This is a genomic window from Planomonospora corallina, from assembly GCF_042650625.1.
Lineage (GTDB): Bacteria > Actinomycetota > Actinomycetes > Streptosporangiales > Streptosporangiaceae > Planomonospora_B > Planomonospora_B corallina.
In genome coordinates this window covers 80070-102842 of record NZ_JBHSBM010000013.1, presented here as the reverse complement: position 1 = coordinate 102842, position 22773 = coordinate 80070, and the positions used below count along the sequence as shown (strand labels likewise).

Here is a 22773-nt window from a genome sequence, read left to right as displayed (position 1 = left end):
CCCCCGCCCGGCGTCCCGGAAAGGTCACCGGGGTCAGCAGCGCTCGCTCGTCGAGGCCTTCCGGTCGCCGGAGCCGGGGAACGGCCCGTGCCCGATCCAGCCGAGCGCCCGGGTGCACTTCGAGAGCGTGGCCGTGCCGTACGACCACAGCTCGGTGAACCGGCCGCTCTTGCAACGGGGGCCCTCCACCGTCGTCCTGGAGCCGGAGCGCGTGGTGACGGAGGCGCAGGCGTTCCACGACCTGTGGCTGTCGCGCCAGGAGCCCCAGACGTAGACGTAGGCCCAGTTCTTGTTGCAGCCCTTGAACTGCTTCACCGAGGCGAACGTCTTGCCGCCGGAGGTGATGCGGGCCGTCGACCCGATCTTCGTCACCTTGGAGCAGTAGGGGTTGGTCTCGGCGTGCGCCGGTCCGCCGAAGCCGGCCAGCATGGGCAGCACCAGGGCGCCGACCGCGGCGGCCTGAGCGAACGTTCTCCTCATCGTGTGCACTTTCCGGTCGGATGCAGGGACTCGTCCGCGGCCCCGCCGTCCAGGACGGGCGGGGTGGGACGTGAGACAGCCTGGACCGGAACCCTGTACTCCTCCTGAACACGCCGTCAGAACGTGCCTGCACGACCGCTGCACCCGGCGCGGGCCGGTGAAGTCCCAGATCAGGGCTATGGGCGCCGGGAGACGACGGTCACGTCGAAGAAGATCCCCGCCAGGTGGGGCATGAAGGGCACGCCCTGCTCGTCGATCATCTTCCAGTAGACCTTGCACCGTCCCGGCGTCGACCGCGCCTTCACGGGCACGCTCACGAGCACCGAGTGGCCCGGCTCGGTGTCCGGGATCGGCACCGTCGTCGGTGAGTCGCACCCCTCCTCGCCCGGCTGGAGCGGCTGGCGGGCCAGCCGGCGGCCGTGCCAGGCGACCGAACCCGTGTTGGTGAGCTTCCAGGTCTTCAGGAAGCGCCGGCCCGCCCTGACCGTGCTCCCGTCCGGGTAGGTGACATCGGCGTCGAGCCTCGAGCTGTCACCGGGGATGGGCCGCTGGGGGCCGGTGGCCGTCGCCGGGGACACCGGGGACGCCGCGGGCGGTGAGGAATGCGAGGACGGCGAGGAGGCGCCAGGCGGGTCCGGCTCCCGCAGGAGGCCGTATCCTCCGATCTCCAGTCCGGCGAGTCCGAGCACGCAGCCGGCGCCGACCGCGGCGGCCCACGTCCTCCGGCGCACCCGCCACACGGCTCCGCCGGGCGGAGTCCGTTCCGGCTCCCGGCCGCCGTGCCCTCCCGCCTCCGGGTCCGCCGCGGAACCCGCCGGAGGAGCCGTCACGGAGTCCGCCGGGGAACCTGCCGGGGAAACCGTCGCGGAGTCCGCCGGGGAAACCACCGGGGAAACCGTCGCGGGATCCGGGGCGGAGCCCGCCGTACGGTCCGCGGCGCCGTCTTCCGGACGGCGGGAGGGCTCCACCCGCACCGAGGCGGGAAGCAGGCCGTCCGGAGCCTCCTCTCCGATGATCTGGAGGTGGAGGCGGCGCAGTTCGGGTCGCGGGTCCGTCCCGAGCTCGTCGGCGAGGAGGCTCCGGAGCCGCTCGTAGGCCGTAAGGGCCTCGGCGGACCTGCCGGTCAGGTGCAGGAGCCGGATCAGCCTGTACTGCAGGGACTCGCGGAGCGGGTTGCGCGCCGCCTCGTCCACCAGGTCCGCGACCAGGCTGGCCGGGATGTCCTTCTCCTCGACGCACAGGTCCGCGTGGGACTCCACCGCCGAGAGCCGGAGCTCCTCCAGTCTCGCCGCCTGGATCTCGACACAGGGGGTCGGCGGCACGTCGGAGAGCGGCGCGCCCCGCCACAGCGCGAGTCCCCGCCGTATCCCGGGCAGATCGCCGAGCGCGAGGGCGGCCTCGAAGCGGAAGACGTCCGTCTCGGCGTTCTCCAGGTTCAGCTCGTATCCTCCGGACCGGCTGACCAGGACCTTTCCGGCCACCTCGGCGGGGGCGATGGAACGCAGCGTCCCGCGCAGCCGGGAGGCGCGGACCTGTACGGCGTTCGCCGGATCGGCGGGCAGGCGATCCGGCCAGAGGGCGGCGGCCAGGTGCTCGCCGGACACCAGTTGGCCGGGGTGGGCGAGCAGTTCACCGAGGAAGGCCCTGTCCTTGGCCGCGGTCGGGGAGACGGATCGCCCACCGTGCGCGATCTCGAGCGGGCCGAGCATGAGGAACTCCACGCCGGGCAGTTTGCCACGTATCGACCCAAACTTTCGGAGAAGAGCAGGAACGGGGCGGATGTCCGTACCGCTCTTCCCCCGTGCCGGGCGGGCCGGTCAGGTGACGTGCCGGGTACGGCGTGCGGCGACCACGTCGGGGACGCCGGCGCCGTCCAGGACGACCGGGCGGTGGCCTTCGCGGGCCAGCAGGGTCGCGGCGATCGAGGCCCGCCGTCCGGAGCCGCAGGCGATCAGGACGGGCCGGGAGACGTCCAGCTCCTCGGGCACGCCCTCGGTCACCAGGTCGGGCAGGAAACGCTCCACGGCCCCGTCCAGCCGTACGGCCCGGCGTTCGGCGGGCGCGCGCACGTCGAGCGCCTGCGCGCCCGGCAGGTCGAGGCGGCTCAGGAAGGTCGGCAGGTCCACCTGCGTGAAGGTCTGCGTGGCGGCCGGGCCGACGTCGCGGACGACGCCGCGGACGGTGTCGACCCCGATCCGGGCGAGCTGCACCACGGCCTCGGTGACGTCCTGGCCCGGCTCGGCCACCAGCACCAGCGGCGTCCCGTACGGCAGGAGCCACCCGGCCCAGAGGCCGAAGTCCTCACCGAGCTCGATTCCCACCGAACCGGGCAGGGCACCCGCCGCCTGCGCCCGCCAGGGGCGGATGTCGACCACCCGGGCGCCGGCGGGCAGGTCGCCGGCGGTCAGCTCGGGGACGTCCGGGCGGGGCACGGGCGGCACGCCGAGGATGTTGGCCGGGCCCATGCGCCGGTAGAACGCCGGGATCGGCATCGGGTCGGCGAGCAGCTCGTCGGCGAAGCGTTCGGCGTCGCCGATGGCCAGCAGGGGGTTGCCGGAGAGCTCGGCGCCGATGGTGGAGGTGTGGCGGCCGGCCCCGGTGGAGGTGCAGAAGGATCCCTGACCGTGGGTCGGGTACAGGGCGGTCTCCGGCGGCAGGGCGGCCAGGCGGCGCAGCGAGCCGTACTGGAGCCTGGCCAGGGTGCGGGCCCGTTCGGGGCCCAGCAGGTCGGGGCGGCCCGCCGAGGCGACCAGCAGGCTGCCGCCGGAGAAGAGCGCGGCGGGCTCTCCGTCGGCCAGCACCAGGTAGCTGGTGTGCTCGGGGGTGTGGCCGGGGGTGTGGATCGGGCGGATGACGAGGCCGCGGCCGCCGGGGATGTCCTCCCGGTGGAAGGCGGGCGTGCAGGGGTAGGCCGGGGCCGCGGCGGCGGGCAGCACCAGCTCGGCGCCGGTGTCCAGGGCGGCCTGCCGGGCGCCGGAGACGTAGTCGTTGTGCAGGTGGGTCTCCAGCACGAACCGCGGCTCGGCGCCGCGCTCGGCGGCGGCCCGCACGAACCGGCCGATGTCGCGCTGGGGGTCGACGAGCACGCCCATGCCCTCGTGGACCAGCAGGTAGCTCTGGTCGCCCAGCCCCGGGGTGCGGAACGGCACGACCTCCATGTCCTCACCCCCGATCGTCGCAGGCGGGCCCTCTTTCCGAGGCGGACCCTCCCGCTTCCTACCCGGGAGGGGGCGGGGAAGACCTGCGGCGGCGCCGCACGATCCGGGACCGTACGCCTCCCGGGCGCCCGGGATCCGGCGGGCCGGGATCCGGCGGGCCGGGGTCCTGCCGCCCGCCCGGAGTGCGGCGGGCCGCGTCCCGGAACCGGCCGCCTTCCGGTCAGACCACGTCGAAGCGCTCGGCGGGCGCCATCGTGATCGTGTCGTGCGCCACCGGCGCGGCGAGCAGCCCCAGGTCGCTGCCGACCTGCACGAACCGGCCGCCGGGGGTCAGCGTCAACCGGTAGCGGCGGGCGCCTGCGGCGTTGAGCAGCCGGAGCCGGTAGCGGGCGGCGTCCACCTCCAGCACCGGCCAGGGCGCCCCGTTGACCAGGATCACGTCGCCCTCGACGCCCTCCATGTAGGCGTCCTCCACTCCCGCCTTCACCAGCAGGGTGTCGTCCACCGCGGGGTAGCGGAAGGAGCCGTCCTCCTCGAAGGCCCGGTCGCAGATCATCAGCGGGAGGTCGCGCTCGCCCTTCGGCAGGGGCAGGGCGTCGTCCTCGTCGTCGCGGATCAGGAGGAAGCCCGCCAGCCCCCGCCAGACCTGCGGCGCGGTGAAGTCCATCCGGTGGTCGTGGTACCAGAGCGTGGCGGCCCGCTGGTCCAGCGGGTAGACGTAGTCCTTGGCGCCGGAGTGGAAGGTCCACTGCGTCAGGTCGTGGTGGGAGGAGTGCCCTCCGGGCTGCGGGCGGAACCCGCGGCCCGCCGCCACCACCAGGTCGGTGGGGTAGCCGTCGGAGTCGGGCGGGGTGACCCCGCCGTGCAGGTGCGTCGAGGTGGGCACGGGCAGCTCGTTGCGGACCCGGACGACGGTGCGCTCCCCGCGGCGCAGGTCGAAGGTCGGCCCGGGGAACGTGCCGTCGTACCCCCACACCTCGGTCTTCGTCCCCGGGATGATCTCCACCTGGGCGGCGCGCTGGACCACCTCGTAGTGGCCGGGCCGCACCGGGCGCGCCGTCGCGGGCACGGGCAGCGGCACGGTGAACGGCCGGGGCAGCGGCAGCGCGCTCCTCAGGCCCTCGCCCGCGGCCTCGGCCGTGAGGGAGCCGCAGCCGGCGACCGCGAGGCCGGTGCCGCCGAGCAGTCCGAGGAAGCCCCGGCGGGAGAGGCGGGAGGTCACGTGTCCTCCGTCCGCAGGCCGCTCCAGGTCCACCAGGCGAGCACGGCGGAGGCGCCGAAGCCGAGCACGCCGATCGGGAAGTGCCCGATGAGGACGCGCTCCTGCCCCAGCATGACCTGGAGCGTCTCCAGAGCCGTCAGGGCGCCGGTCGCCAGAGCGGGCCACGCCGGACCCCGGACCGGACGCCAGAGCAGAATCGCGGCCACCAGCTGGAAGAACAGCATGCCGTAGGTGAACCCGCCGTTGTTGCGGTGCCAGGTGAGCATGTCCACGTCGCCGGTGACGAACATCCCGGCCAGCACGGCCTGCACGAGCACGCCGAGCAGGTGCAGGGTGGCGGTGGAGCGCAGCGACCAGACGGCCCAGCCCGGCCGGGGGGTGCGGCGGGCCCGCGGACGGGCCGCGACCGGATCGGTTGAGATGCTCATGGACGGGAATGGTGCCGCGCCGCCACTGCATGATCGTCAGCCCGGGGACGGCACTTCGCCGTACATCCCGGGATGTACGGCGGGGCGCGGGTACGACCGGGGTCGCACCCGCGATCCCGGCCGTGCGCGGGTCGGCGCGGGGCGGCCGGCGGCCCTAACGTGGCAGGCGTGAAGCCTTGGAGAACGCACGCGCCGCCGGGCACCCGGCGCGGGGAAGCCGACGCCGCCGATCCGGGGTTCCAGGCGGCGGACGCGCTGGTCGCGGTGGCCGTATTCGCGCTGGGCGTCGCCGACGTCTACGGGAGGTTGTCCAGTTCGGGCCTGGTGGAGCGGCCCGCGGACGGCTTCGCCCTCGTGCTGATCGCGGTGCCGTCGCTGGCGCTGCCGTTCCGCCGCACCGCCCCCGTGCCGGCCGGGCTGGTCGCCGTGGGGTGCGGGGTCGTCTACTACGGGGCCGGGTATCCGGGTGTCATCGCCGCCGCCCCCACCCTGGTCATGATCTACACGGCGGCGGCCCTGCGCCGGGCGGGCGAGGAGCGGCTCTGGATCGCCCAGGAGCTGCACGACTCGCTCACCCACGCCATCTCGGTCGTCAACGTGCAGGTCGCGGTCGCCCTGCAGGCACTCGACCACAGGCCGGAACTGGCCCGCGAGGCGCTGATGGCGATCAAAGAGTCCGGGCACGAGGCGATCGGCGAGCTCCGCGCCACCCTGGGCGTGCTCCGGCAGGCCGACCCGGACGGGCCCGAGGCGGGGCTGGCCCGGCTGCCCCGGCTGGCGGCCAGGGCCGAGGCCGCGGGACTGCCGGTGCGGACGGCCGTCCTCGGCGAGCGGCGGGAGCTCCCCGCGGAGGTCGACCGGGCCGCCTACCGCATCGTGCAGGAGGCCCTCACCAACGTGCTGCGGCATGCCGGGGCGGCGACGGTCACGGTGACGACCGAGTACCGGCCTGACATGATCGTGCTGTCCGTCGAGGACGACGGGGAGTCGGGCACGGGCACGGGCGGGATGGGGTTGATAGGGATGCGCGAGCGCGCGGTCGCCGTCGGCGGGACGCTCACCGCCGGGCCGCGCCCGCAGGGCGGTTTCGCCGTGCGGGCCGAACTGCCGGCCGCGGGACGCCGGACCGAGCGGACCGAGCCGACTGCCACGGGACGCCGGGCCGAGCCGACTGCCGCGGGACGCCGGGTCCCGCGGGCCGAGCCGCCGGCGGCGGGACGCCTGTGATCCGGGTGCTGCTGGCCGACGACCAGCCGCTGATCCGCGCCGGCTTCCGGGCGCTGCTGGAGATGACGGACGACATCACCGTCGTCGGCGAGGCGGGCAACGGCGGCGAGGCCGTCGAGATGTGCCGTGCGCTCCGGCCCGACGTGGCGCTGCTGGACGTCAGGATGCCGATCATGGACGGCATCCAGGCCACCCGGAGGATCGGCGCCGATCCCGCGCTGGACTCCGTGCGCGTGGTGATCCTGACCAACTACGCGCTCGACGAGTACGTCTTCGCCGCGCTGCGCGCCGGGGCCGGCGGCTTCCTGGTCAAGGACGTCGAACCGGCGGACCTGCTGCAGTCGGTGCGGGTCGCCGCCCGGGGCGAGGCGCTGCTCTCGCCCTCGGTGACCCGGCGGCTGATCGAGGAGTACGTCGCCACGCCGCCCCGCCCGGCGCCCGGGCCGGGACTGGAGCGGCTGACCGACCGGGAGCGCGAGGTCCTCTCCCTGGTCGCGGCCGGGATGTCCAACGAGGAGATCGCCGATCACCTGACCATCAGCCATGCCACCGTCAAGACCCACGTCAGCCGGACGATGGGCAAGCTGGGCGCCCGCGACCGCGCCCAGCTGGTCGTCCACGCCTACGAGTCCGGGCTGGTGACCCCCGGGAGCAGGTGAGGCCCGTTCTCCCGGGGTCCGCGTACGGCCCCGGCCGCCCGGCGTCCGTGCTCGCCGGCCGCCTCGTCATCCGTCCCGCGTGACGGTCCCCGCAGGAGTCCCGGCGGCCCGCGCGGCGGGCGTCCCGGCCGGCTCCGGCCGCGCCGCCGTACCGGTCCGTGCCCCGGAGCCGTCGGCCCGCTCCTCGCGGCTCATCCGGTTGACCGCGAGGGTGAGCGCCGCGCCGTACACGACGTGGGCGGCGGCCATCACCGCGGGGCGGCCCGGCCTGTCGTGCGGGATCGAGGGCAGGATGCCGAGCCGGGGCACCCAGCCCGCGTAGCTGCCGACCCAGATCCCCAGCGCGTAGGCGACGCCGATCGGCGGGGCGACGCGCCGCCCGCGGGCCAGCACGCCGTACAGCGCGCCCGCGGCGGCGCCGAAACCGAAGTGGGCGACCGCGCCGAGCACGCCCTCGCCCGGCTTGGGCCGGTACCGGCCACCCGGGAGCATGGCGCGGACGATGCGTTTGGGCGGCTGGTCGCCCATCAGCCCGGCCCGCTCCCCGGCGACCATCACCGCGCTCATCACCGCGGTGGCGAGCACGCCTCCGGCGGCCCCTCTCAGCAGATCACGCGTCACGGCAGGCGACTGCCCCCGCCACGGCGCGGGAAACCACCCGCGCTCCGGCACGGGGGCCGCCCGTGCGCTCCGGCCACGCCCGGCGGATCAGGCGGAGCCCCGGCTGCCCGCCGTGACGAGTTCCCGCACGTCCTCGGGGAGGCTCTCGCAGACCTTGCTCATGATCCCGCCCTGCGTCGCCTCTCCGGTGACCTCCATGACGACCCGTGCGATGTAGGCCGCCTGCGGCTCCTTGACGCCGGCCTTGGCCGCGACGCGGTGGATGAACTCGTCCCGCCCGAACCGCTCACCGGCGCCGAGCCCGCCGTAGACCTCGGTCCGCCGCAGGTTCTCCCCGATCTCGTGGGGAAGCTGGGCGGCGAGGTGGTCGGCGAGCCCCTCGGAGACGCGCTCCCCGAGCGTCTCCAGGGTCGCACGGGTGGCCCGCTCCGCCTCGGCCCGGCCGGCCAGACGCGCGCGTGCCTGTACCTGTCCGATGAACTCGTCGTGCTGCATGTTCCTTCTCCTCCCGGTCTCCCGGCGGATCGGGGCTGACACCCCACGAGTCATTTATCCGATTTGTTCTATATATCCATATTCGACAGGCCGACTCCGGGTCCGGAGGTCAGTCCCTGCCCTGCCAGGTCGTCACGCACACCTCGTTGCCTTCCGCGTCCGCCAGCACCCAGAAGGAGGGCGCGTGGGAGTCCGAGACCAGCACGCCCCCGGCGGCCAGCGCCGCCCGGATCCGGTGCGGGGCCTCGTCGTGCGGGATCGACACGTCGAGGTGGAGGCGGTTGCGCTGCGGACGCGCCGTGTCCATTTGCTGGAACCAGATCGCCGGCCCCTGGCCGAGCGGGTCGACGAGCGGGTCCTCCGGCCCCGAGGCGCCCGCCTCGTCGGCGTAGCCCATCACGGCCTTCCAGAAGGGCCGGATCCGGGGGATGTCCAGCGCGTCGACCGCGATCTCGATGAGCTGGACCGCCCGGGACTCCGGGTCGGCGACACCGGGATCGGGCCAGAGACCGAGCCGCCGCACCGCCGTGAAGACCCGCCGGGCGAGCTCCACCTCCACGGCGGTCACCGTCGCCGCGGCGGACGACTGCAGGGTGATCACCAGCCGGTCCGGGCGCGCGTCCAGCCGGAGACTGCCGTCGGCGTCGTCCCCGGCCGCCTCCACCACGCGGCCGGCGACGTCGACCGCCCACCGCAGCGAGAGCACCGGCACCGACGTCTGCAACGCCCCCAGGACGTACCGCCAGCCCAGGTCTCCGACCGCGTCGGAGATCTCCTTCCGGCTGAGCCGGCCACCCGCACCCTTCACGTCCTCGGTCATGTCCGGAATGATCGCAGAAACCGGTCGGCTCCCGGCAGGCCGCGCCGGAGCGGGGAACCCCGGCCCCCGCGCGCCCTCAGGCCTGGCGGTACGAGCCCGCCACCATGCGGGTGGTCACGCTGATCCGGTTCCACGCGTTGATCGTGGCGATCGCCACCACCAGCGCGGCCAGCGTCTCCTCGTCGTAGTGCCGGGCCGCCTCCTCCCACACCGCGTCGGGCACGGCCTCGCCCCGGTCGGCCAGCCGGGTGGCCTCCTCGGTCAGGGCGAGCGCCGCCCGCTCGGCGTCGGTGAAGTAGGGCGCCTCCCGCCAGGCCGCGACCGCGAAGAGCCGCTCGTCGCTCTCCCCGGCCTTCTTGGCCTCGTGGCTGTGCATGTCCACGCAGAACCCGCAGCCGTTGATCTGGCTGGCGCGCAGCTTGACCAGCTCCAGCGTGCTGCCCGGCAGCGTGCTGGAGTGCAGGAACCTCTCCAGTCCCAGCATCGCCTTGTAGGCCTCCGGCGCCAGCTCCACGACGTTCATCCGTGCCTTCACTTCACTCTCCTCAGCTTCTCGGGGTTCATCACGATGTCGATCTCGGTGATCCGGCCGCCGGCCGTGGCCAGCCCCGTCACCCCCACGAGTTCGTTCCCGTGGAAGCGGAGCAGTCCCGGCCATCCGTTGACCGTGGACGGCCGGACGTGGTGGCCGTCGCCGAAACGCTCGGCCACGCCGAGGAGGAAGCGCGCCACCTTGGCCGCGCCGAACACCGGCCGCCGAACGGCCCGCACGACCCCGCCGCCGTCGCTGCGCAGCACCACAGCAGGGTCGAGCAGCGCGAGCAGGGCGTCCATGTCCCGGCCCGCCGTCGCGGCGGTGAACGCCTCCACCACCCTGCGGTGCTCGGCGGCGTCCACGTCGAACCGGGGAGCCCGGGCCGACACGTGCCTGCGGGCCCGGGCCGCGAGCTGGCGGCAGGCCGCGGGCGTGCGTCCCACCGCCTTCCCCACCTCGGCGAACGGCAGGCCGAAGACGTCGTGCAGGACGAACACGGTGCGCTCCGCCGGGCTGAGCGACTCCAGCACCACCAGCATGGCCAGGCTCATCGACTCGGCCAGCGTCACCCGCTCGGCCGGGTCGTCACCCGTCACGCCGCCCGTCACGCCGCCCGTCACCACGGGCTCGGGCAGCCACGGCCCCACGTACTCCTCCCGGCGCACCCGCGCCGAGCGGAGCACGTCCAGGGCGAGCCGGGAGACCGTGACCACCAGCCACCCGGTGACGTCGCGGATGTCCGCGCGGTCGGCCCGGACCAGGCGCAGCCACGCCTCCTGCACCACGTCCTCGGCCTCGTCCACGGTGCCGAGCAGCCCGTAGGCCACTCCCACCAGCCGGGGCCTGATCGCGTGGAACTCCGCCGCGAGCTCCTCGAGCTCGCGGAGATCATCGAGATCGTCGCCGTTCACGTCCTGAGGACGAGGCAGCCCCCGATCGTGTGACATGCCGGGCCCGCCTTCCCTCCGCCGAGGGTCCGATGCTCGCACCCGCGGGGCGGCCTCCGGTCAGAGACGCGCGTCGCGCCGTTGCGTGCGCAGCGCCCAGGCCCGCAGCGCGGCCTCCAGCTCGAACCTGCCGTCCGGGTCCTTCAGCTGGTCGGCGAAGAGCTCGACGGCCTGGCGGAGCCGGTAGCGCACGGTCTGCGGGTGGATGTGCAGCCGCGCCGCGGCCTCGTTGGCGTTGTAGCCGCTCTGCAGCCAGGCCAGCAGCGTCTCTGCGAGCCGGTCGCGCCTGCCGGGGCGGAGCCCGCGCAGCGGCGCGAGCCGGGTCTGCTCCATGAGCCGGATCAGGGCCTCGTCCTGGAAGATCATGAGCGTCGACACGTGATCGGCCACCCTGATCACCGTGTCGTGGCCGAGCACGCCCCGGCGGGTGAGCTCCAGCGCGCGCCCGGCCAGCCGCAGCGAGACCGCCCCCTCCCCGAGCTTGACTGCGGGCCCGGCCGCCACGATCCAGTCGGAGAGCAGGGGGTGCAGGAGCGCCTGCCGTCCCGGACCGTCCGGGTCGGGCACGACCAGGCAGGGGTCGGGACGGTCGAGGTCGGCGAGCACGTCGGGCGGGAGGGCGGGCCTCGGCAGCTCTCCCTGCCTGCGGGGGGCCAGCGCGACGCAGGCCACGGTACGCGGCAGGGTCCAGCCCACCGACCGGGACAGGTCCTCCACGGCCCTGGCGTCCGGCGGCGGGTCGGCGACGAGCAGGCCGAGCAGCCTGCGGCGGCGCAGCTCCAGCTCTCCGGCCGCCCTGGCCTGCGCCTCGGCGTACCCCTCGGCCGCCGCCGCGGCGATCTCGTCCAGGTAGACAAGGATCGCCTCCCCGATGTCGCACATGTGCTGCCGGGAGAGGTTCAGCCGCTCGGACTCGGTGGCCAGCCTGCGCCAGGCGACCCGGGCGCAGGTGCGCAGGGCGGACTGGAGCGAGTCCAGCGGGCGGCCCTCGCTCGCCTCCCCGCCGCCGATGATCCGGTAGACCTCCAGCAGCCGGCCCCGGCTCACCCGCCGGTCCCCGGCGCGGTTCACGAACCCGGCGAGCGCCTCCTCGACCGCCCGCCGTACGGTGTGCTCGTAGGTGCCGCTCGGCCGGGAGTACTCCGGTACGCTCGCCCGGATCTCCTCGATCATCTCCTCGGCGATGTCCCCCAGATGGGCGCGGAACACCTCCGCGAACTCGCGGGGGATGTCGGCCAGCGGCCGTTCGACGTCATGGACAGCGGTCACGGTGCCTCCTGACATCGGACGCTACTCCGCTGTCAGAAGGGAGTCTCCTGACATCGGCGTACATTTCCCTCAGCACAATCACTCACATCCGTGATAAATCTCCACCCGTTTCCTCCTCCGCCGGGTGGTCACCTCATGACCGGCCGCGCACTCACCGCGCATCCGCAGCGGTCACGCCACAACCTCGCCATGACCTCGCCACGGCCCCACTGTTGCCTCACCGCGGCCCCACTGCGGCCCCACTGCGGCCGCACCACGGCCTCGCTGCTGCCTCACTGCTGCCTCACCGCGTGCCGATTCCACCGCGCGCCGGTCTCACCGCGCTCTCGCTGCGGTCTCACCGTGGCCTCACCGTGGTCACGCCGTGGTCACGTCGCGGTCTCGCCCCGCTTCTCTCCCGGCACCGGCGTGGAACCGGGACCGGCGTCGGAACCGGCGCCAGGATCGGCACCGGGACCGGCGTCGAGCGGGGAGCCGCCCTGCCAGGCGTGCTCGAACTGCTGGAGCCAGTAGGTGTACCAGTGCGGGCTGTTCTCTCCGGTGAGCTCGAGGTGCATGCGCGAGGCGGTCAAGGTGCTGCGGAACCCGTGCGTCTCGACGATCACCTTGCCGTGCGCGGTCTCCGGGTCCAGCGCGATGAGGCTGAAGCCGGGACTGTACGGCAGCAGCCGCGCCTCGAAGGCCCCCTTCACCTGCCAGCGGCTCATCGCCCGCAGGTGGCCGCAGGTGGTGCGGACCGCGTCGGGCAGCCGCTGCACGGGCAGGTCGACGGAGTCGTCGAGCTGGGCCGCGGCGATCTCGACGGCCGCGGTCTCCGCGGGATCGAGGACGACCACGCGGACCGTGCCGTCCGGGCGGGCCAGCACGGTGCTCCGCAGCAGCTCGCAGGTCTGCGGTGAGAGCAGGTTGACCGCCGAGGGGGCGAGGATCCGGATGTCGCGCGCCTGCCGGAAGCGGACGTGCAGCGGCACCCGCTCGAAGGCCGAGCGGTCACCCAGCAGCTCGTCGCTGCGCTGCGCCGGCTCGGGAGGGACCGCGACCCGGTAGACGAGCAGGCCGATCCCGGCCAGCGCCACGGTCCACTTGAGGTCCTCGTCCAGGACGTCGCCGATCACCGAGAGCACGGCGAAGACCAGCGCGATGGCGGCGACGGCGTACACGTCGAGGTTCCGGCGAGCCCTGATGTCCTTGACCACTCTCCGGACCCCGCCAGCCATCGCCCCTCCGGATACGGTCGCACACCGCCGACTGATCACAGCACGGCCCATCCCGCCCCACGGACGGCGGGCCCCATCAGGCATGATCACATCGACCGGGACGGCCTGCATAGGATCGTCCCATGGCTGAGGTCACGGGACGGGACGGGACATGGACGTTCGACGGCGAGATCCTGCGGATCGTTCCTGGCCGCGACCGGGGCGTGCACAAGCTGCGGCAGCTCCTGGGCGAGGTGGCCGTCCCGCTGGAGGCGGTGGCCGGGATCTCCTACGAGCCCGGTAAGAAGGGCGGCAGGCTCCGGCTCCGCCTGCGCGAGGGCGCCGACCCGTTCACCCAGGCCGCGCGCGGCCGGATCCCGGACGCGGCCGACCCCTACCAGCTGGCCGTCGAGGCCGACCGCACCGGCGTCGCCGGCTACCTCGTCGACGAGGTGCGCAACGCCCTCGTCATCGAGCAGGTCCCGGACGGCCCCGCCTCCCGTTACCTCATGCCGGGTCCGAGCGTGCCGCTGACGGCGGCGGCGGGCGACGGGACCGCGACGTTCGACGGCGAGACGATCCGCCTGGAGTGGAACTGGTCGGTCGAGTCGACCAAGAAGTCCGCCGGATCGCAGCGGTTCGCACTCGCCGATCTGGCGGGGGTGGAGTGGATCCCGGCCGCCGGGCTGGAGAACGGCCACGTCCGGTTCCAGGTCAGGGGGGTGGTGCAGCACCACCTTCCGCCCAAGCACGACCCGCACTGCCTGGTGCTGTGGGGCCTGGAGAAGGAGACCCGGACGGTCGCGCTGCTCGTCGCCGCCGTCGTCGCCCGGCTCCCGCACCCGTCCGCCGCCTCCGCCCTCCCGGCCTCCGCCCTGACCGCCGCGGCCGAGCGGACCGCGCCCGCCGCCGCGGGAGCCGAGGAGGCGGCCGGGGCCGGGGCTGGGGGCGGTCCGGACGACCACGACGCGCTCCTGCGCCGCCTGCGCGAGCTCGGCGACCTCCACCGGGACGGCGTGCTCACCGACGAGGAGTTCGCCCTCGCCAAGCAGGCGATCCTCAAGCGCTTCTGACCCCGGGCGCTTCTCGCCTCCGCCGGCCCGGTGCCCGGTCGCGGCCCGCGGATCAGAGCCAGTCGCGGCTCTTGAAGAGCCGGTAGAGCAGGACGGTGCCCACGACGATCATGATGGTCGAGGCCCAGAAGCCCGACGGCTCGCCGGACCCCGGGTAGGGGACGTTCTGCCCGTAGAAACCGGTGATCAGCGTGGGCACCGCGATGACCGCCGCCCAGCTCGTGACCTTCTTCATGATCTCGTTGAGCCTGATGTCCTGCTGGTTCTGGTGCGCCTGGCGGACGTTGTCCACCAGCTCGCGCAGGGAGTCGGTCCACTCGGCGACGTGCAGGGTGTGGTCGTAGACGTCCTGGTAGTACGGGACCAGCACGGGGTCGATCACGTCCGCGCCCCGGCGGAGCAGGCCGCCGACCACCTCCCGCATCGGCGTGGCCACCCGCCGGAACCTGACCAGGTTCCGGTGCACGTCGAAGGCTCTGCGGTACTGCCCGCGCCGGTCGGCCGGGCCGTTCTCGAAGAGCTCCTCCTCCAGTTCCTCGATCCGCTCGTCCAGCGGCTGCAGCACGCCGAAGTAGCCGTCCACGACGTGGTCGAGCAGGCCGTGCAGCAGGTACGCCACGCCGTGGCGGGCCATCCGGGATCCGGCGTCCCAGCGCCTGACCACGTCCTCGATGTCGAAGTCCGGGCTCTCCCTCACGGTGACCAGGGCGTTCTTCGTAACGAAGATCGACAGCTCGATGAGTCCAAGGCTCCGGCCCGTGAGCGTGGCCGCGTAGGCGGTGATGAACAGATGGGTGTCGTAGGCGTCCAGTTTGGGCCGCTGGCGGTCCTTCCCGGCGTCCTCGACCGCCAGCTCGTGCAGGCCGAGCTCCCGGCCGACCAGCACCATGTCCTCGTCCGTGGGGGAGCAGAGATCGAACCAGACGAAGGCGTCCGGATCGGCGACGCACTCCGCGACCTCGGTGATCGGGAAATTCTCCCTGACCAGGACACCGTCGCGGTAGAGCCGGGTGCGATCCACCCCGCCAGCCTAACCGGACGGCACGTCCCCATCCGGATCACCGGGCGGCGCACCCCCTCCGGGCGTTCGCGACCGGCGGCCGCTCACGCCGCCAGCGGCCCGGCGAGGAGGCGGGCGACGTGCCGGGCGGCGGTACGGCCCGCGCGGTTGGCCCCGATCGTGCTGGCGGAGGGGCCGTACCCGACGAGCACGACGCGGGGGTCGCGGACCGCCACGGTCTCCTCGACCCGGATGCCGCCGCCGGGCTCGCGCAGCCGCAGCGGGGCGAGATGGCCGACCGCCGGCCGGAACCCGGTGGCCCACAGGATGACGTCGGCCTGGGCGAACCGGCCGTCGTCCCAGACGACACCGTCCGGCACGATCCGCCGGAACATCGGCAGCCGGTTCAGGACCCCGGCCGCCAGGGCGGCCCTGACCCGCGCCGTCAGCGGATAGCCGGTCGCGCCGACCACGCTGCCGGGCACCAGCCCGGCGCGTACCCGGGCGTCCACCCGGGCCACGGCCGCCCGGCCCGCCTCCTCGTCGAACGGCCCCTCCCGGAAGAGCGGGGGCCGGCGGCTGACCCAGACGGTCTCCGCGGCCGTCCCGGCGATCTCCATCAGCAGCTGGACCGCCGAGGCCCCCGCCCCGACGACCACGACCCGCCGGCCGGCGAACTCCTGCGCGCTCCGGTAGCCGGCGGTGTGCAGCTGGCGTCCGCGGAACGTCTCCTGCCCGGGATAGCGCGGCCAGAAGGGCCGGTCCCAGGTGCCGGTGGCGTTGACCAGCGCCCTCGCGGACCACTCGCCCTCCGCCGTCTCCACCAGCAGCCGGCCGCCGGCGCCCTCGCGGACCGCGCGCACCTCCACCGGCCGGCGGACCGGCAGGGCGAACGCCCGCTCGTAGGCGGCGAAGTACTCGGAGACGACCTCGGAGGACGGCCGGCTCACGTCGGCCACGCCCAGCGGGAGCCCGGGGAGGTCGTGCACCCGGTGGGCCGCGCCCAGCGTCAGGGACGGCCAGCGAAACTGCCAGGCGCCGCCGGGTCGCGGCGACCGGTCGAACACCACATGGCCGATCCCGGCCCTGGTCAGGAAGTAGGAGCTGGAGAGACCGGCCTGGCCGGCCCCGATCACCACGACGTCAACGTCCGTCACGTACCGGTAAAACGCGGGCGTCCCGGCGAATAATCCGGCCCCGCCGGGGCAGCTGAGGCCCCACGACATCCGCAGCCGAGATGAGGTCACGATGATAGTGCTGGGCCTTCTCCTGATCGTACTCGCGGGTGCGGTCATGGTCGCGGCCTTCTGGAACGAGACCGCGCTGTCCTCCGCCGCCGCGTCGTTCACGGTCTTCGACCGCACGTTCCAGTTCTCGCCGCTGGAGTTCTTCCTCGCCGGCGCCGCCACCGGAGCGCTCTTCCTGCTCGGCCTGGCGCTGCTGCTGTCCGGCGTCCGCCACGCCGCCGCCCGCCGCCGGCGGCTGCGCGACTCCCGGCTCGCGGCGCGTGACCGCGTCGCGCAGCTGGAGGAGGAGAAGCGCGAGCTGGAGCGCAGGCTCGAACAGGCTCCCGCGGCCCCGCCCGCGGGCCGGGCCGCGGACCGGGACCTGAGCCCTGCCGCCGCGGACCGCGACCGGGACGGCGTCGCCGACCGGGACGAGCCCACGGTCCCCCATCAGAGGGCCGAGGTGCCCCGGCAGCCCGAGTCCACCGACCAGCTGGTGGCCGGCCGCCACCAGCGCACCACGCACCGCCCCTGAGGCCGGCCCCGCCCCTCCGACCGGCCGGAGGGGCGGGGTGGCCGCAGAACGCCGCGGGCCGGAGGCCACCGGTCCGCGGCGCACCGCCGCGGGCGTCCCTCGCCCGCTCCCGGCGGCCGCGCCGGTGCGGCTCCGCGCCCCGCACCGGCGCGGCCGTCTGCCGGGAAACCCGGGAAACCCTGAGATCCCCCTGATCCCGCACCCGAGCCGCCCCCTAGCCCGCAGGTCTGACCCGCCCGGTCCTCCTCCCCACGGGGGACGACCCGAAGACGGCATCCACGGCCGATGCCCGCGGCCTTCCCCGCTCCTAGGTTCGATCCCGGTATGAGATCGAACGAGGGGAAGTCATGGCACGCCGTAGGAACCTGGCCGCGTCCATAGGAGGATGGAGCGCGCGCCACCGCTGGGCCGCGCTGCTGATCTGGATCGCCTTCGTGGTGACGGCCACCTTGGTGGGCAACGCCGTCGGCACGGAGCGGATGGAGTCCTGGGAGAGCGAGAACGGGGAGTCACGCAAGGCCGCGACGGTGCTGCAGGCGGCCGGTTTCCCGGACGCCGCCGGGGAGAGCGTGCTGATCCAGACCCGGGACGGGAAGGCCCCGGCCGACTTCCGGCGGGTCTCCGAGGAGGTCGGGAAGGCGGTGCTCGCCACCGGCCAGGCGGAGAACGTGCGCACGCCGTACAGCGAGGGGGCGCCCGCGCCGGTCAGCGCCGACGGGCGGTCGGCGCTGGTGATGTTCGACATGAAGGGCGAGGCCGGGACGGCGCACGAGCGGGTGCGGCCCGTGATCGACGCCGTGGCGCAGGTCCAGCGCGCCCACCCGGAGCTCCGGATCGACCAGGCGGGCGAGGCGAGTTCCAACCTGACGATCGGCGACGCGCTCGCCGACGACCTGACCCGGGCCGAGCTGCTGTCCGTCCCGCTGACCTTCGGCATCCTGCTGGCCGCCTTCGGGGCGCTGCTGGCCGCGGTGGTCCCGCTGGTCGTGGCGTTCACCGCCTACCTCGGCGCGGTCGGCCTGCTCGCGCTGACCAGCCAGCTGCTCCACGTCGACTCGGCCACCACCAACCTGATGCTGCTGATCGGCCTGGCCGTCGGCGTGGACTACAGCCTCTTCTACATCCGCCGGGAGCGCGAGGAGCGGGCCGCCGGGCGCGGCCGGGAGCGGGCACTGGAGATCGCCGCCGCGACGTCCGGCCGGGCGGTGCTCATCTCCGGCATCACCGTGATCGTCGCCATGTCGGGCATGTTCCTGACCGGCAACGGCACCTTCATCGGGTTCGCCCAGGGCACGATCCTGGTGGTGCTGACCGCCGTGGTCGGCTCGATGACCGCGCTGCCCGCGATCCTCTCCCTGATCGGCGACAAGATCGACGCCCGGGTCGTGCACGGCGCGGTCCGCAAGCTCACCGGTCGCACCTGGCGGCGCAGGCTCGGCGGGCGCGAGGGCGGCGGCCGGATCTGGAACACGATCCTCACCGGGGTGCTGCGCCGCCCGGTCGTCTCCGCGGTGCTGGCCGCGGGCCTGCTGATCGGCCTGGCGGTCCCGGCGTTCGACCTGCGCACCGGTCAGGCGGGACTGGCGGAGCTGCAGGGCGACTACCCGGTGGCCGACACGTTCCGCCGGATCGAGGCGGCCTTCCCCACGGGCAAGGCCCCCGCCACCGTCGTCGTCAAGGCCGGCGACGTGACCTCGGCCCCCGTTCGGGAGGCGGTCGAGCGGTTCCAGAAGCAGGCCCTGGCCACCGGCGAGGTGGTGGAGCCCTTCGGCGTCGCCGTCAACCCGGACAAGACCGTCGTGGTCGTCTCCTTCGGAGTGGTGGGCGGCGGTCCTTCCGACGAGGCCTCCGAGCAGGCGGTGCGCACGCTCCGGGAGGAGGTCGTGCCGCAGACCCTCGGACGGGTCGGCGAGGCCCACGTCCACGGTGCCGTGGCGTCGGTGATGGACTTCAACGCCCAGCTCGGCCGGACCGTCCCGCTGGTCTTCGGCTTCGTGCTGCTGCTGGCGTTCCTGCTGATGCTGGCGTCGTTCCGGTCGCTGGTCGTGGCGGTGACGACCATCGTGCTGAACCTGCTCTCGGTGGCCGCGGCGTACGGCGTGCTGGTCGTGGTCTTCCAGTACGGCTGGGGCGAGAGCCTGCTGAACTTCACCTCGACCGGCTCGATCGTGAGCTGGCTCCCGCTCTTCCTCTTCGTGATCCTGTTCGGTCTGTCGATGGACTACCACGTGTTCATCCTGAGCCGGGTCCGCGAGGCGTACGACCGGGGCATGCCCACCGAGCGGGCGATCGCCCACGGGATCAGGACGACCGCCGGGGTGGTGAGCAGCGCGGCGTTCATCATGGTCGGCGTGTTCGCCGTCTTCGGCACGATGTCGCTGCTCTCCTTCAAGCAGATGGGCATCGGCCTGGCCGTGGCCGTGCTGATCGACGCCACGGTCGTGCGGGCGGTGCTGCTGCCGGCGACGATGAAGCTGTTCGGCGACGCCAACTGGTACCTGCCGCGCTGGCTGGGCTGGCTGCCCGCGCTGGACCATGAGGCCGGCGAGGCCGGTGGATCCGGCGGGGACGGCGGCCCCGGCCGGGACGGCGGACCGGACGAGCCGGACGCCCTGCCCGGGGAGCGCGTCCCGGTCACCGTCGGCTGAGGTCCTCCCCGGTCGCGGACTCCCGTCCGAGGCCCGTGCCCGCGGGCTCCTCTCCAGGAGAGGCCCCCGCGGGCACGCTCCCCGCGGGCACGGCCTCCGTGGTCTCCGTCCCCGTGGTCTCCGTCCCCGCGGGCACGGCCTCCGTGGTCTCCGTCCCCGCGGGCACGGCCTCCCCGGGCTCCGTCTCCCCCGGCACGCTCCGCGGCGCCCGCCGCCGGTGCAGCAGGGTCATCAGCCCACCCGCGACGAGCCCCCAGAAGGCCGCGCCCACGCCCAGCAGCGTCACCCCCGAGGCGGTGACCACGAACGTGACCGCCGCGGCCTGGAGCCGCTCCGGATCGGCGACGGCCGAGGTGATCGCCGAGGCGAGCGCACCGAGCAGGGCCAGTCCGGCGACGGCCTCGACGAGCACCGGCGGGGAGAGCAGGACCAGGGCCGTCGCCAGCCCCGCCCCGACCCCCAGGACGACCATCGAGATCCCGGCGGTGACGGAGGCGATCCACCGCCGGCCGGGATCCGGACCGGCGTCGGGCCCGGCGGCCAGCGCCGCGGTGATCGCGGCCAGGTTCACCGCGTGCCCGCCCAGCGGAGCCGCCAGGACGCTCGCCAGGCCCGTGCCCGCCAGGACGCGGCCCAGCGGCGGGCGGTAGCCGTACCCGGCGAGGACCGCCATGCCCGGCACGTTCTGCGCGGCCATGGTGACCAGGAAGAGCGGGAGCGCGATGCCGACCATCGCCGAGGCGCTCCAGGCCGGCGCGGTCAGCTCGACCACCGGGCGCGCGTCCAGCGCCCCCGGCCCGGGACCGGTCAGCGCGATGGCCACGACCGCGGCCAGCAGCGCCCCCGGAACCGCCCAGACACGCGCCAGGCGGCTGAGCAGCGCCCAGACCAGCACGACCGGTACGGCCAGCGCGGGCACCTCGACGAGCGCCCGGACCGGAGCGACGCACAGGTCCAGCAGGACTCCGGCCAGCATCGCGCCCGCGATCGGGGCGGGGATGGCCGCGATCCAGCGGCCGAGCGGGGGGAAGAGGCCGGCGACGGTGATGAGCACCCCGCAGACGGCGAACGCGCCCACCGCGGCGGGGAACCCGCCCTCGACCGCGCCCGTGGAGGCCAGCAGCGCCGCGCCCGGCGTGGACCACGCGACGCTCACCGGCATGCGCAGCCGCAGGCTCAGCCAGACGGCCGTGACGCCGACGGCGACGCAGAGCGCGAGCAGGCCGGAGGCCGCCTGCCCGGAGTCGGCGCCGACCGCCCGGAGACCGGCCAGAACGACGGCGAAGGAGCTGGCGAAGCCGACCAGGGCGGTCACCACACCGGCCAGCACGGGCTGCAGCAGGCGGTCCATCGCGTCCCCTCACATCCCCGCGGCACGTCCGCGCGCGGCCCGGCTCTCCCGGGGCGTCCGTCCCGCCCGGGACGCTCCCGTCCCGGTCCGTCCGGCTCACGCCCCATCGGAGTGTTCCGTAAACGGAACGACTGTCATGCCGGAGGATATGCCCCATGGAGCCCGGCGCACAAAGCCCCCGTCCATCCGCAGAGGCGGACACATCGCATGGCGAAGAGCATGGCGAAGAGCATGCCGAAGAACACGTCGGCGAACACGTCGGAGAGCGGATCCGCAGGCTGCGGCAGGAACGCGGTGTCTCCCTCTCGGAACTCGCCCGGCGCGCGGGGGTCGGCAAGGCCACGCTCTCCGGCCTGGAGAACGGCACCCGCAACCCGACCCTGGAGACCCTCTGGGCGGTGACCGCCCGGCTCGGCGTCCCGCTGGCCGCCGTCGTCGGCACGGGACCGGTCGTGCACGGCACCGCCGTGCAGGGCGTGCTGCTCCAGGTCTTCGAGGAGGAGGCCGCGACCTACGAGCTCTACCGTCTCGTCGTCCCGGCCGGATCGTCGCAGACCTCCCCCGCCCACCACGAGGGCGTCACCGAGCACCTCACGGTCTTCACCGGGGTACTGCGCGCCGGGCCCGCCGACGCCCCCCTGCTCGCCGGGCCCGGCGAGCACGTCTCCTGGCGCTCCGACGTCCCGCACACCTACGCGGCCCTCGGCGACCAGGACGTGCACGCCAGTCTCCTGATCCGCTACCCGCGCCTTTGAGAAGGCCGCGCGGGCCGAGGGCCACGCGGGCGAGAAGGCCGCGCGGGCGAGAAGGCCGCGCGGGGCGCCCGGCAGGATCAGCCTTCGAGGATCCGCTTCAGCTCGGCCACCCGCTCCCGCCAGTAGGCCTTCATCTCGGCGGCCGAGGCGGCGTCGGGGAGCTTGCCGTGCTGGAGGGACACCCGGGTCCTGGCCGGGTCCACGGCGGTCAGGTGCACCGAGATGGCGGCCCGCCCCTCCCAGCCGGCCGTGACGGACCTGCCGGGACGCGAGGTCCTGACCTCGAACGGCGCGTCCGGCAACCACCTGGACCGCAGGTCGTCGTCGGTGAACGCCTCGGTGACCCGCTCGGCCGGGACGGCGATGGTCTTGCTGGCGCCGACCGAGAAGTCACCGCCGCGCCGCTGACCGGGCATCCGCAGACCGCGCGCCTGCTCGTAGGCGACGGTGACGCTCTGCGCCCACCAGCCCGCCACCCCGTGCTCCTCCACCAGCCAGCGGGCGATCTCCCCGTGCGGGCGCTCGGCGGCGCCCCAGGCGTCCAGCAGCGCGAACCAGTCGTCACGCGGGCGGCCGGTCCGGGCCGCCATCGCGTCGTCGGAGACCGTCGCCTCGTAGGGGGAGGCCACCGGCTCACCGGTCGTCCGCCCGCCTCCGGCGCCCTCCGGCCCAGCATCCGTCCCTCCGCCCGCGAGAACCTCTCCGGGCGCGTCCCCGGGGACGAGGTGGCGGCGGGCGGCGGTGTAACTCTCGCCCGTCTTGGCCATGCGGGCGCGGACGCGGCCCTTGAAGGACTTGTTACCGGTCATCTCGTGCTCCCTGCGCACGGCGTCGCGCCGGGACTCACGCTCCCGCCGCCCCGCCGGATCCAGGGCATGCACAACCGGCGTCCCGAGAACGCAGGGCCCCCTTTACCTCCGCGGAGCCGGTGGCGTGAGCACCGGGAAAGAGGTCGGGCGCGGGACGGCGCCACCGCTCAGCCTACCCGCCTCCGAAGCCGATGCCCATGCCTTCCGGACCCGATGCCTCCACCCGCCGCACCCGCGCCCGGTCCCGACGCCTCCGATGCCCGCCGCACCCCGTCCCGACGCTCGTGCCCTGCGGACCCGGCCTCACGCCCGCACCCAC

The 22773-nt window shown here is 74.4% G+C and carries 22 protein-coding genes; 6 read left to right on the top strand and 16 right to left on the bottom strand.

Annotated features, from left to right (window positions below; translation table 11 throughout):
• Positions 1 to 33: 33 nt before the first annotated feature.
• The 5 genes from ACFOWE_RS09725 to ACFOWE_RS09705 all read right to left on the bottom strand — a co-directional run bounded on the left by ACFOWE_RS09725 (position 34) and on the right by ACFOWE_RS09705 (position 5288).
• Positions 34 to 480, bottom strand: coding sequence for a hypothetical protein (locus tag ACFOWE_RS09725; RefSeq protein WP_377286873.1), 447 nt, complete (start codon positions 478 to 480; stop codon positions 34 to 36).
• A 176-nt stretch (positions 481 to 656) separates the two neighbouring features.
• Positions 657 to 2201 carry a BTAD domain-containing putative transcriptional regulator gene (locus ACFOWE_RS09720; protein ID WP_377286872.1) on the bottom strand — a complete coding sequence of 515 codons (1545 nt, stop codon included), beginning with the start codon at positions 2199 to 2201 and terminating at the stop codon, positions 657 to 659.
• A gap of 96 nt (positions 2202 to 2297) precedes the next feature.
• On the bottom strand, positions 2298 to 3638 hold the full coding sequence (locus tag ACFOWE_RS09715; protein ID WP_377286871.1) for an MBL fold metallo-hydrolase: 1341 nt from the start codon (positions 3636 to 3638) through the stop codon (positions 2298 to 2300).
• 220 nt (positions 3639 to 3858) lie between these two features.
• A complete protein-coding gene (locus ACFOWE_RS09710; protein WP_377286870.1) occupies positions 3859 to 4860 on the bottom strand; it encodes a multicopper oxidase family protein in 1002 nt (333 codons plus the stop codon).
• The gene (locus ACFOWE_RS09705) at positions 4857 to 5288 is read right to left on the bottom strand and encodes a hypothetical protein (RefSeq protein WP_377286869.1); all 432 of its coding nucleotides are present in this window, start codon (positions 5286 to 5288) and stop codon (positions 4857 to 4859) included. Before ACFOWE_RS09705 ends, ACFOWE_RS09710 begins: the two co-directional genes overlap by 4 nt.
• A gap of 168 nt (positions 5289 to 5456) precedes the next feature.
• Here ACFOWE_RS09705 and ACFOWE_RS09700 point away from each other — a divergent pair, with 168 nt between their 5' ends.
• Both ACFOWE_RS09700 and ACFOWE_RS09695 read left to right on the top strand, forming a co-directional pair.
• The gene (locus tag ACFOWE_RS09700) at positions 5457 to 6515 is read left to right on the top strand and encodes a sensor histidine kinase (protein WP_377286868.1); all 1059 of its coding nucleotides are present in this window, start codon (positions 5457 to 5459) and stop codon (positions 6513 to 6515) included.
• Entirely contained in the window at positions 6512 to 7174 is a 663-nt protein-coding gene (locus ACFOWE_RS09695; protein ID WP_377286867.1) for a response regulator, read from the top strand. The genes ACFOWE_RS09700 and ACFOWE_RS09695 overlap by 4 nt, the downstream gene beginning before the upstream one ends.
• 66 nt (positions 7175 to 7240) lie before the next feature.
• On the opposite strand, the gene ACFOWE_RS09690 is transcribed toward ACFOWE_RS09695, so the two are convergent.
• The 7 genes from ACFOWE_RS09690 to ACFOWE_RS09660 form a co-directional block, all read right to left on the bottom strand.
• Complete coding sequence (locus tag ACFOWE_RS09690) at positions 7241 to 7795, bottom strand: DUF6789 family protein (RefSeq protein ID WP_377286866.1); 555 nt, start codon at positions 7793 to 7795, stop codon at positions 7241 to 7243.
• 87 nt (positions 7796 to 7882) lie between these two features.
• Positions 7883 to 8290: a DUF2267 domain-containing protein gene (locus ACFOWE_RS09685; protein WP_377286865.1), complete on the bottom strand. Its 408-nt coding sequence runs from the start codon at positions 8288 to 8290 to the stop codon at positions 7883 to 7885.
• Positions 8291 to 8399: 109 nt separating this feature from the next.
• Positions 8400 to 9110 (bottom strand): VOC family protein, encoded by a 711-nt coding sequence (locus tag ACFOWE_RS09680; RefSeq protein ID WP_377286864.1) that lies wholly within the window; start codon positions 9108 to 9110, stop codon positions 8400 to 8402.
• A gap of 76 nt (positions 9111 to 9186) precedes the next feature.
• A complete protein-coding gene (locus ACFOWE_RS09675; protein ID WP_377286863.1) occupies positions 9187 to 9645 on the bottom strand; it encodes a carboxymuconolactone decarboxylase family protein in 459 nt (152 codons plus the stop codon).
• The gene (gene sigJ, locus ACFOWE_RS09670) at positions 9642 to 10556 is read right to left on the bottom strand and encodes an RNA polymerase sigma factor SigJ (protein WP_377286861.1); all 915 of its coding nucleotides are present in this window, start codon (positions 10554 to 10556) and stop codon (positions 9642 to 9644) included. The genes ACFOWE_RS09675 and sigJ overlap by 4 nt, the downstream gene beginning before the upstream one ends.
• Positions 10557 to 10652: 96 nt before the next feature.
• Positions 10653 to 11861, bottom strand: coding sequence for a PucR family transcriptional regulator (locus ACFOWE_RS09665; protein ID WP_377286860.1), 1209 nt, complete (start codon positions 11859 to 11861; stop codon positions 10653 to 10655).
• 368 nt (positions 11862 to 12229) lie between these two features.
• Entirely contained in the window at positions 12230 to 13078 is an 849-nt protein-coding gene (locus ACFOWE_RS09660) for a hypothetical protein (protein ID WP_377286858.1), read from the bottom strand.
• Between the two features lie 122 nt (positions 13079 to 13200).
• Here ACFOWE_RS09660 and ACFOWE_RS09655 point away from each other — a divergent pair, with 122 nt between their 5' ends.
• Positions 13201 to 14130: a DUF4429 domain-containing protein gene (locus ACFOWE_RS09655; protein ID WP_377286857.1), complete on the top strand. Its 930-nt coding sequence runs from the start codon at positions 13201 to 13203 to the stop codon at positions 14128 to 14130.
• 52 nt (positions 14131 to 14182) lie between these two features.
• Here the strand turns inward: ACFOWE_RS09655 and ACFOWE_RS09650 are convergent, their stop codons facing one another.
• Together ACFOWE_RS09650 and ACFOWE_RS09645 are read right to left on the bottom strand one after the other, a co-directional pair.
• Positions 14183 to 15151: a magnesium transporter CorA family protein gene (locus ACFOWE_RS09650; protein WP_377286856.1), complete on the bottom strand. Its 969-nt coding sequence runs from the start codon at positions 15149 to 15151 to the stop codon at positions 14183 to 14185.
• Positions 15152 to 15234: 83 nt separating this feature from the next.
• Positions 15235 to 16287 carry an NAD(P)-binding domain-containing protein gene (locus ACFOWE_RS09645; protein ID WP_377286855.1) on the bottom strand — a complete coding sequence of 351 codons (1053 nt, stop codon included), beginning with the start codon at positions 16285 to 16287 and terminating at the stop codon, positions 15235 to 15237.
• Positions 16288 to 16378: 91 nt separating this feature from the next.
• On the opposite strand from ACFOWE_RS09645, the gene ACFOWE_RS09640 reads away from it, so the two are divergent.
• Together ACFOWE_RS09640 and ACFOWE_RS09635 are read left to right on the top strand one after the other, a co-directional pair.
• Positions 16379 to 16891, top strand: coding sequence for a hypothetical protein (locus tag ACFOWE_RS09640; RefSeq protein ID WP_377286854.1), 513 nt, complete (start codon positions 16379 to 16381; stop codon positions 16889 to 16891).
• Positions 16892 to 17238: 347 nt separating this feature from the next.
• A complete protein-coding gene (locus ACFOWE_RS09635) occupies positions 17239 to 19539 on the top strand; it encodes an MMPL family transporter (protein WP_377286853.1) in 2301 nt (766 codons plus the stop codon).
• Here ACFOWE_RS09635 and ACFOWE_RS09630 read toward each other — a convergent pair.
• The gene (locus tag ACFOWE_RS09630) at positions 19526 to 20890 is read right to left on the bottom strand and encodes a benzoate/H(+) symporter BenE family transporter (protein ID WP_377286852.1); all 1365 of its coding nucleotides are present in this window, start codon (positions 20888 to 20890) and stop codon (positions 19526 to 19528) included. The genes ACFOWE_RS09635 and ACFOWE_RS09630 overlap by 14 nt on opposite strands.
• 155 nt (positions 20891 to 21045) lie before the next feature.
• Between ACFOWE_RS09630 and ACFOWE_RS09625 the strand changes: the two genes are divergently transcribed.
• Positions 21046 to 21645 carry a helix-turn-helix domain-containing protein gene (locus ACFOWE_RS09625; RefSeq protein WP_377286851.1) on the top strand — a complete coding sequence of 200 codons (600 nt, stop codon included), beginning with the start codon at positions 21046 to 21048 and terminating at the stop codon, positions 21643 to 21645.
• A gap of 77 nt (positions 21646 to 21722) precedes the next feature.
• Here ACFOWE_RS09625 and ACFOWE_RS09620 read toward each other — a convergent pair whose 3' ends face one another.
• Positions 21723 to 22454: a DUF4287 domain-containing protein gene (locus tag ACFOWE_RS09620; RefSeq protein WP_377286850.1), complete on the bottom strand. Its 732-nt coding sequence runs from the start codon at positions 22452 to 22454 to the stop codon at positions 21723 to 21725.
• Positions 22455 to 22773 lie beyond the last annotated feature (319 nt).

Excerpts from the sequence above, each read along its gene's own strand:
- ACFOWE_RS09630 (WP_377286852.1), bottom strand. The coding sequence starts at position 20,890 with ATGGACCGCCTGCTGCAGCCCGTGCTGGCCGGTGTGGTGACCGCCCTG.
- ACFOWE_RS09635 (WP_377286853.1), top strand. The coding sequence starts at position 17,239 with ATGGCACGCCGTAGGAACCTGGCCGCGTCCATAGGAGGATGGAGCGCG.
- ACFOWE_RS09725 (WP_377286873.1), bottom strand. The coding sequence starts at position 480 with ATGAGGAGAACGTTCGCTCAGGCCGCCGCGGTCGGCGCCCTGGTGCTG.
- ACFOWE_RS09640 (WP_377286854.1), top strand. The coding sequence starts at position 16,379 with ATGATAGTGCTGGGCCTTCTCCTGATCGTACTCGCGGGTGCGGTCATG.
- ACFOWE_RS09655 (WP_377286857.1), top strand. The coding sequence starts at position 13,201 with ATGGCTGAGGTCACGGGACGGGACGGGACATGGACGTTCGACGGCGAG.
- ACFOWE_RS09620 (WP_377286850.1), bottom strand. The coding sequence starts at position 22,454 with ATGACCGGTAACAAGTCCTTCAAGGGCCGCGTCCGCGCCCGCATGGCC.
- ACFOWE_RS09660 (WP_377286858.1), bottom strand. The coding sequence starts at position 13,078 with ATGGCTGGCGGGGTCCGGAGAGTGGTCAAGGACATCAGGGCTCGCCGG.
- ACFOWE_RS09715 (WP_377286871.1), bottom strand. The coding sequence starts at position 3,638 with ATGGAGGTCGTGCCGTTCCGCACCCCGGGGCTGGGCGACCAGAGCTAC.
- ACFOWE_RS09680 (WP_377286864.1), bottom strand. The coding sequence starts at position 9,110 with ATGACCGAGGACGTGAAGGGTGCGGGTGGCCGGCTCAGCCGGAAGGAG.
- ACFOWE_RS09705 (WP_377286869.1), bottom strand. The coding sequence starts at position 5,288 with ATGAGCATCTCAACCGATCCGGTCGCGGCCCGTCCGCGGGCCCGCCGC.
- ACFOWE_RS09685 (WP_377286865.1), bottom strand. The coding sequence starts at position 8,290 with ATGCAGCACGACGAGTTCATCGGACAGGTACAGGCACGCGCGCGTCTG.
- ACFOWE_RS09625 (WP_377286851.1), top strand. The coding sequence starts at position 21,046 with ATGGAGCCCGGCGCACAAAGCCCCCGTCCATCCGCAGAGGCGGACACA.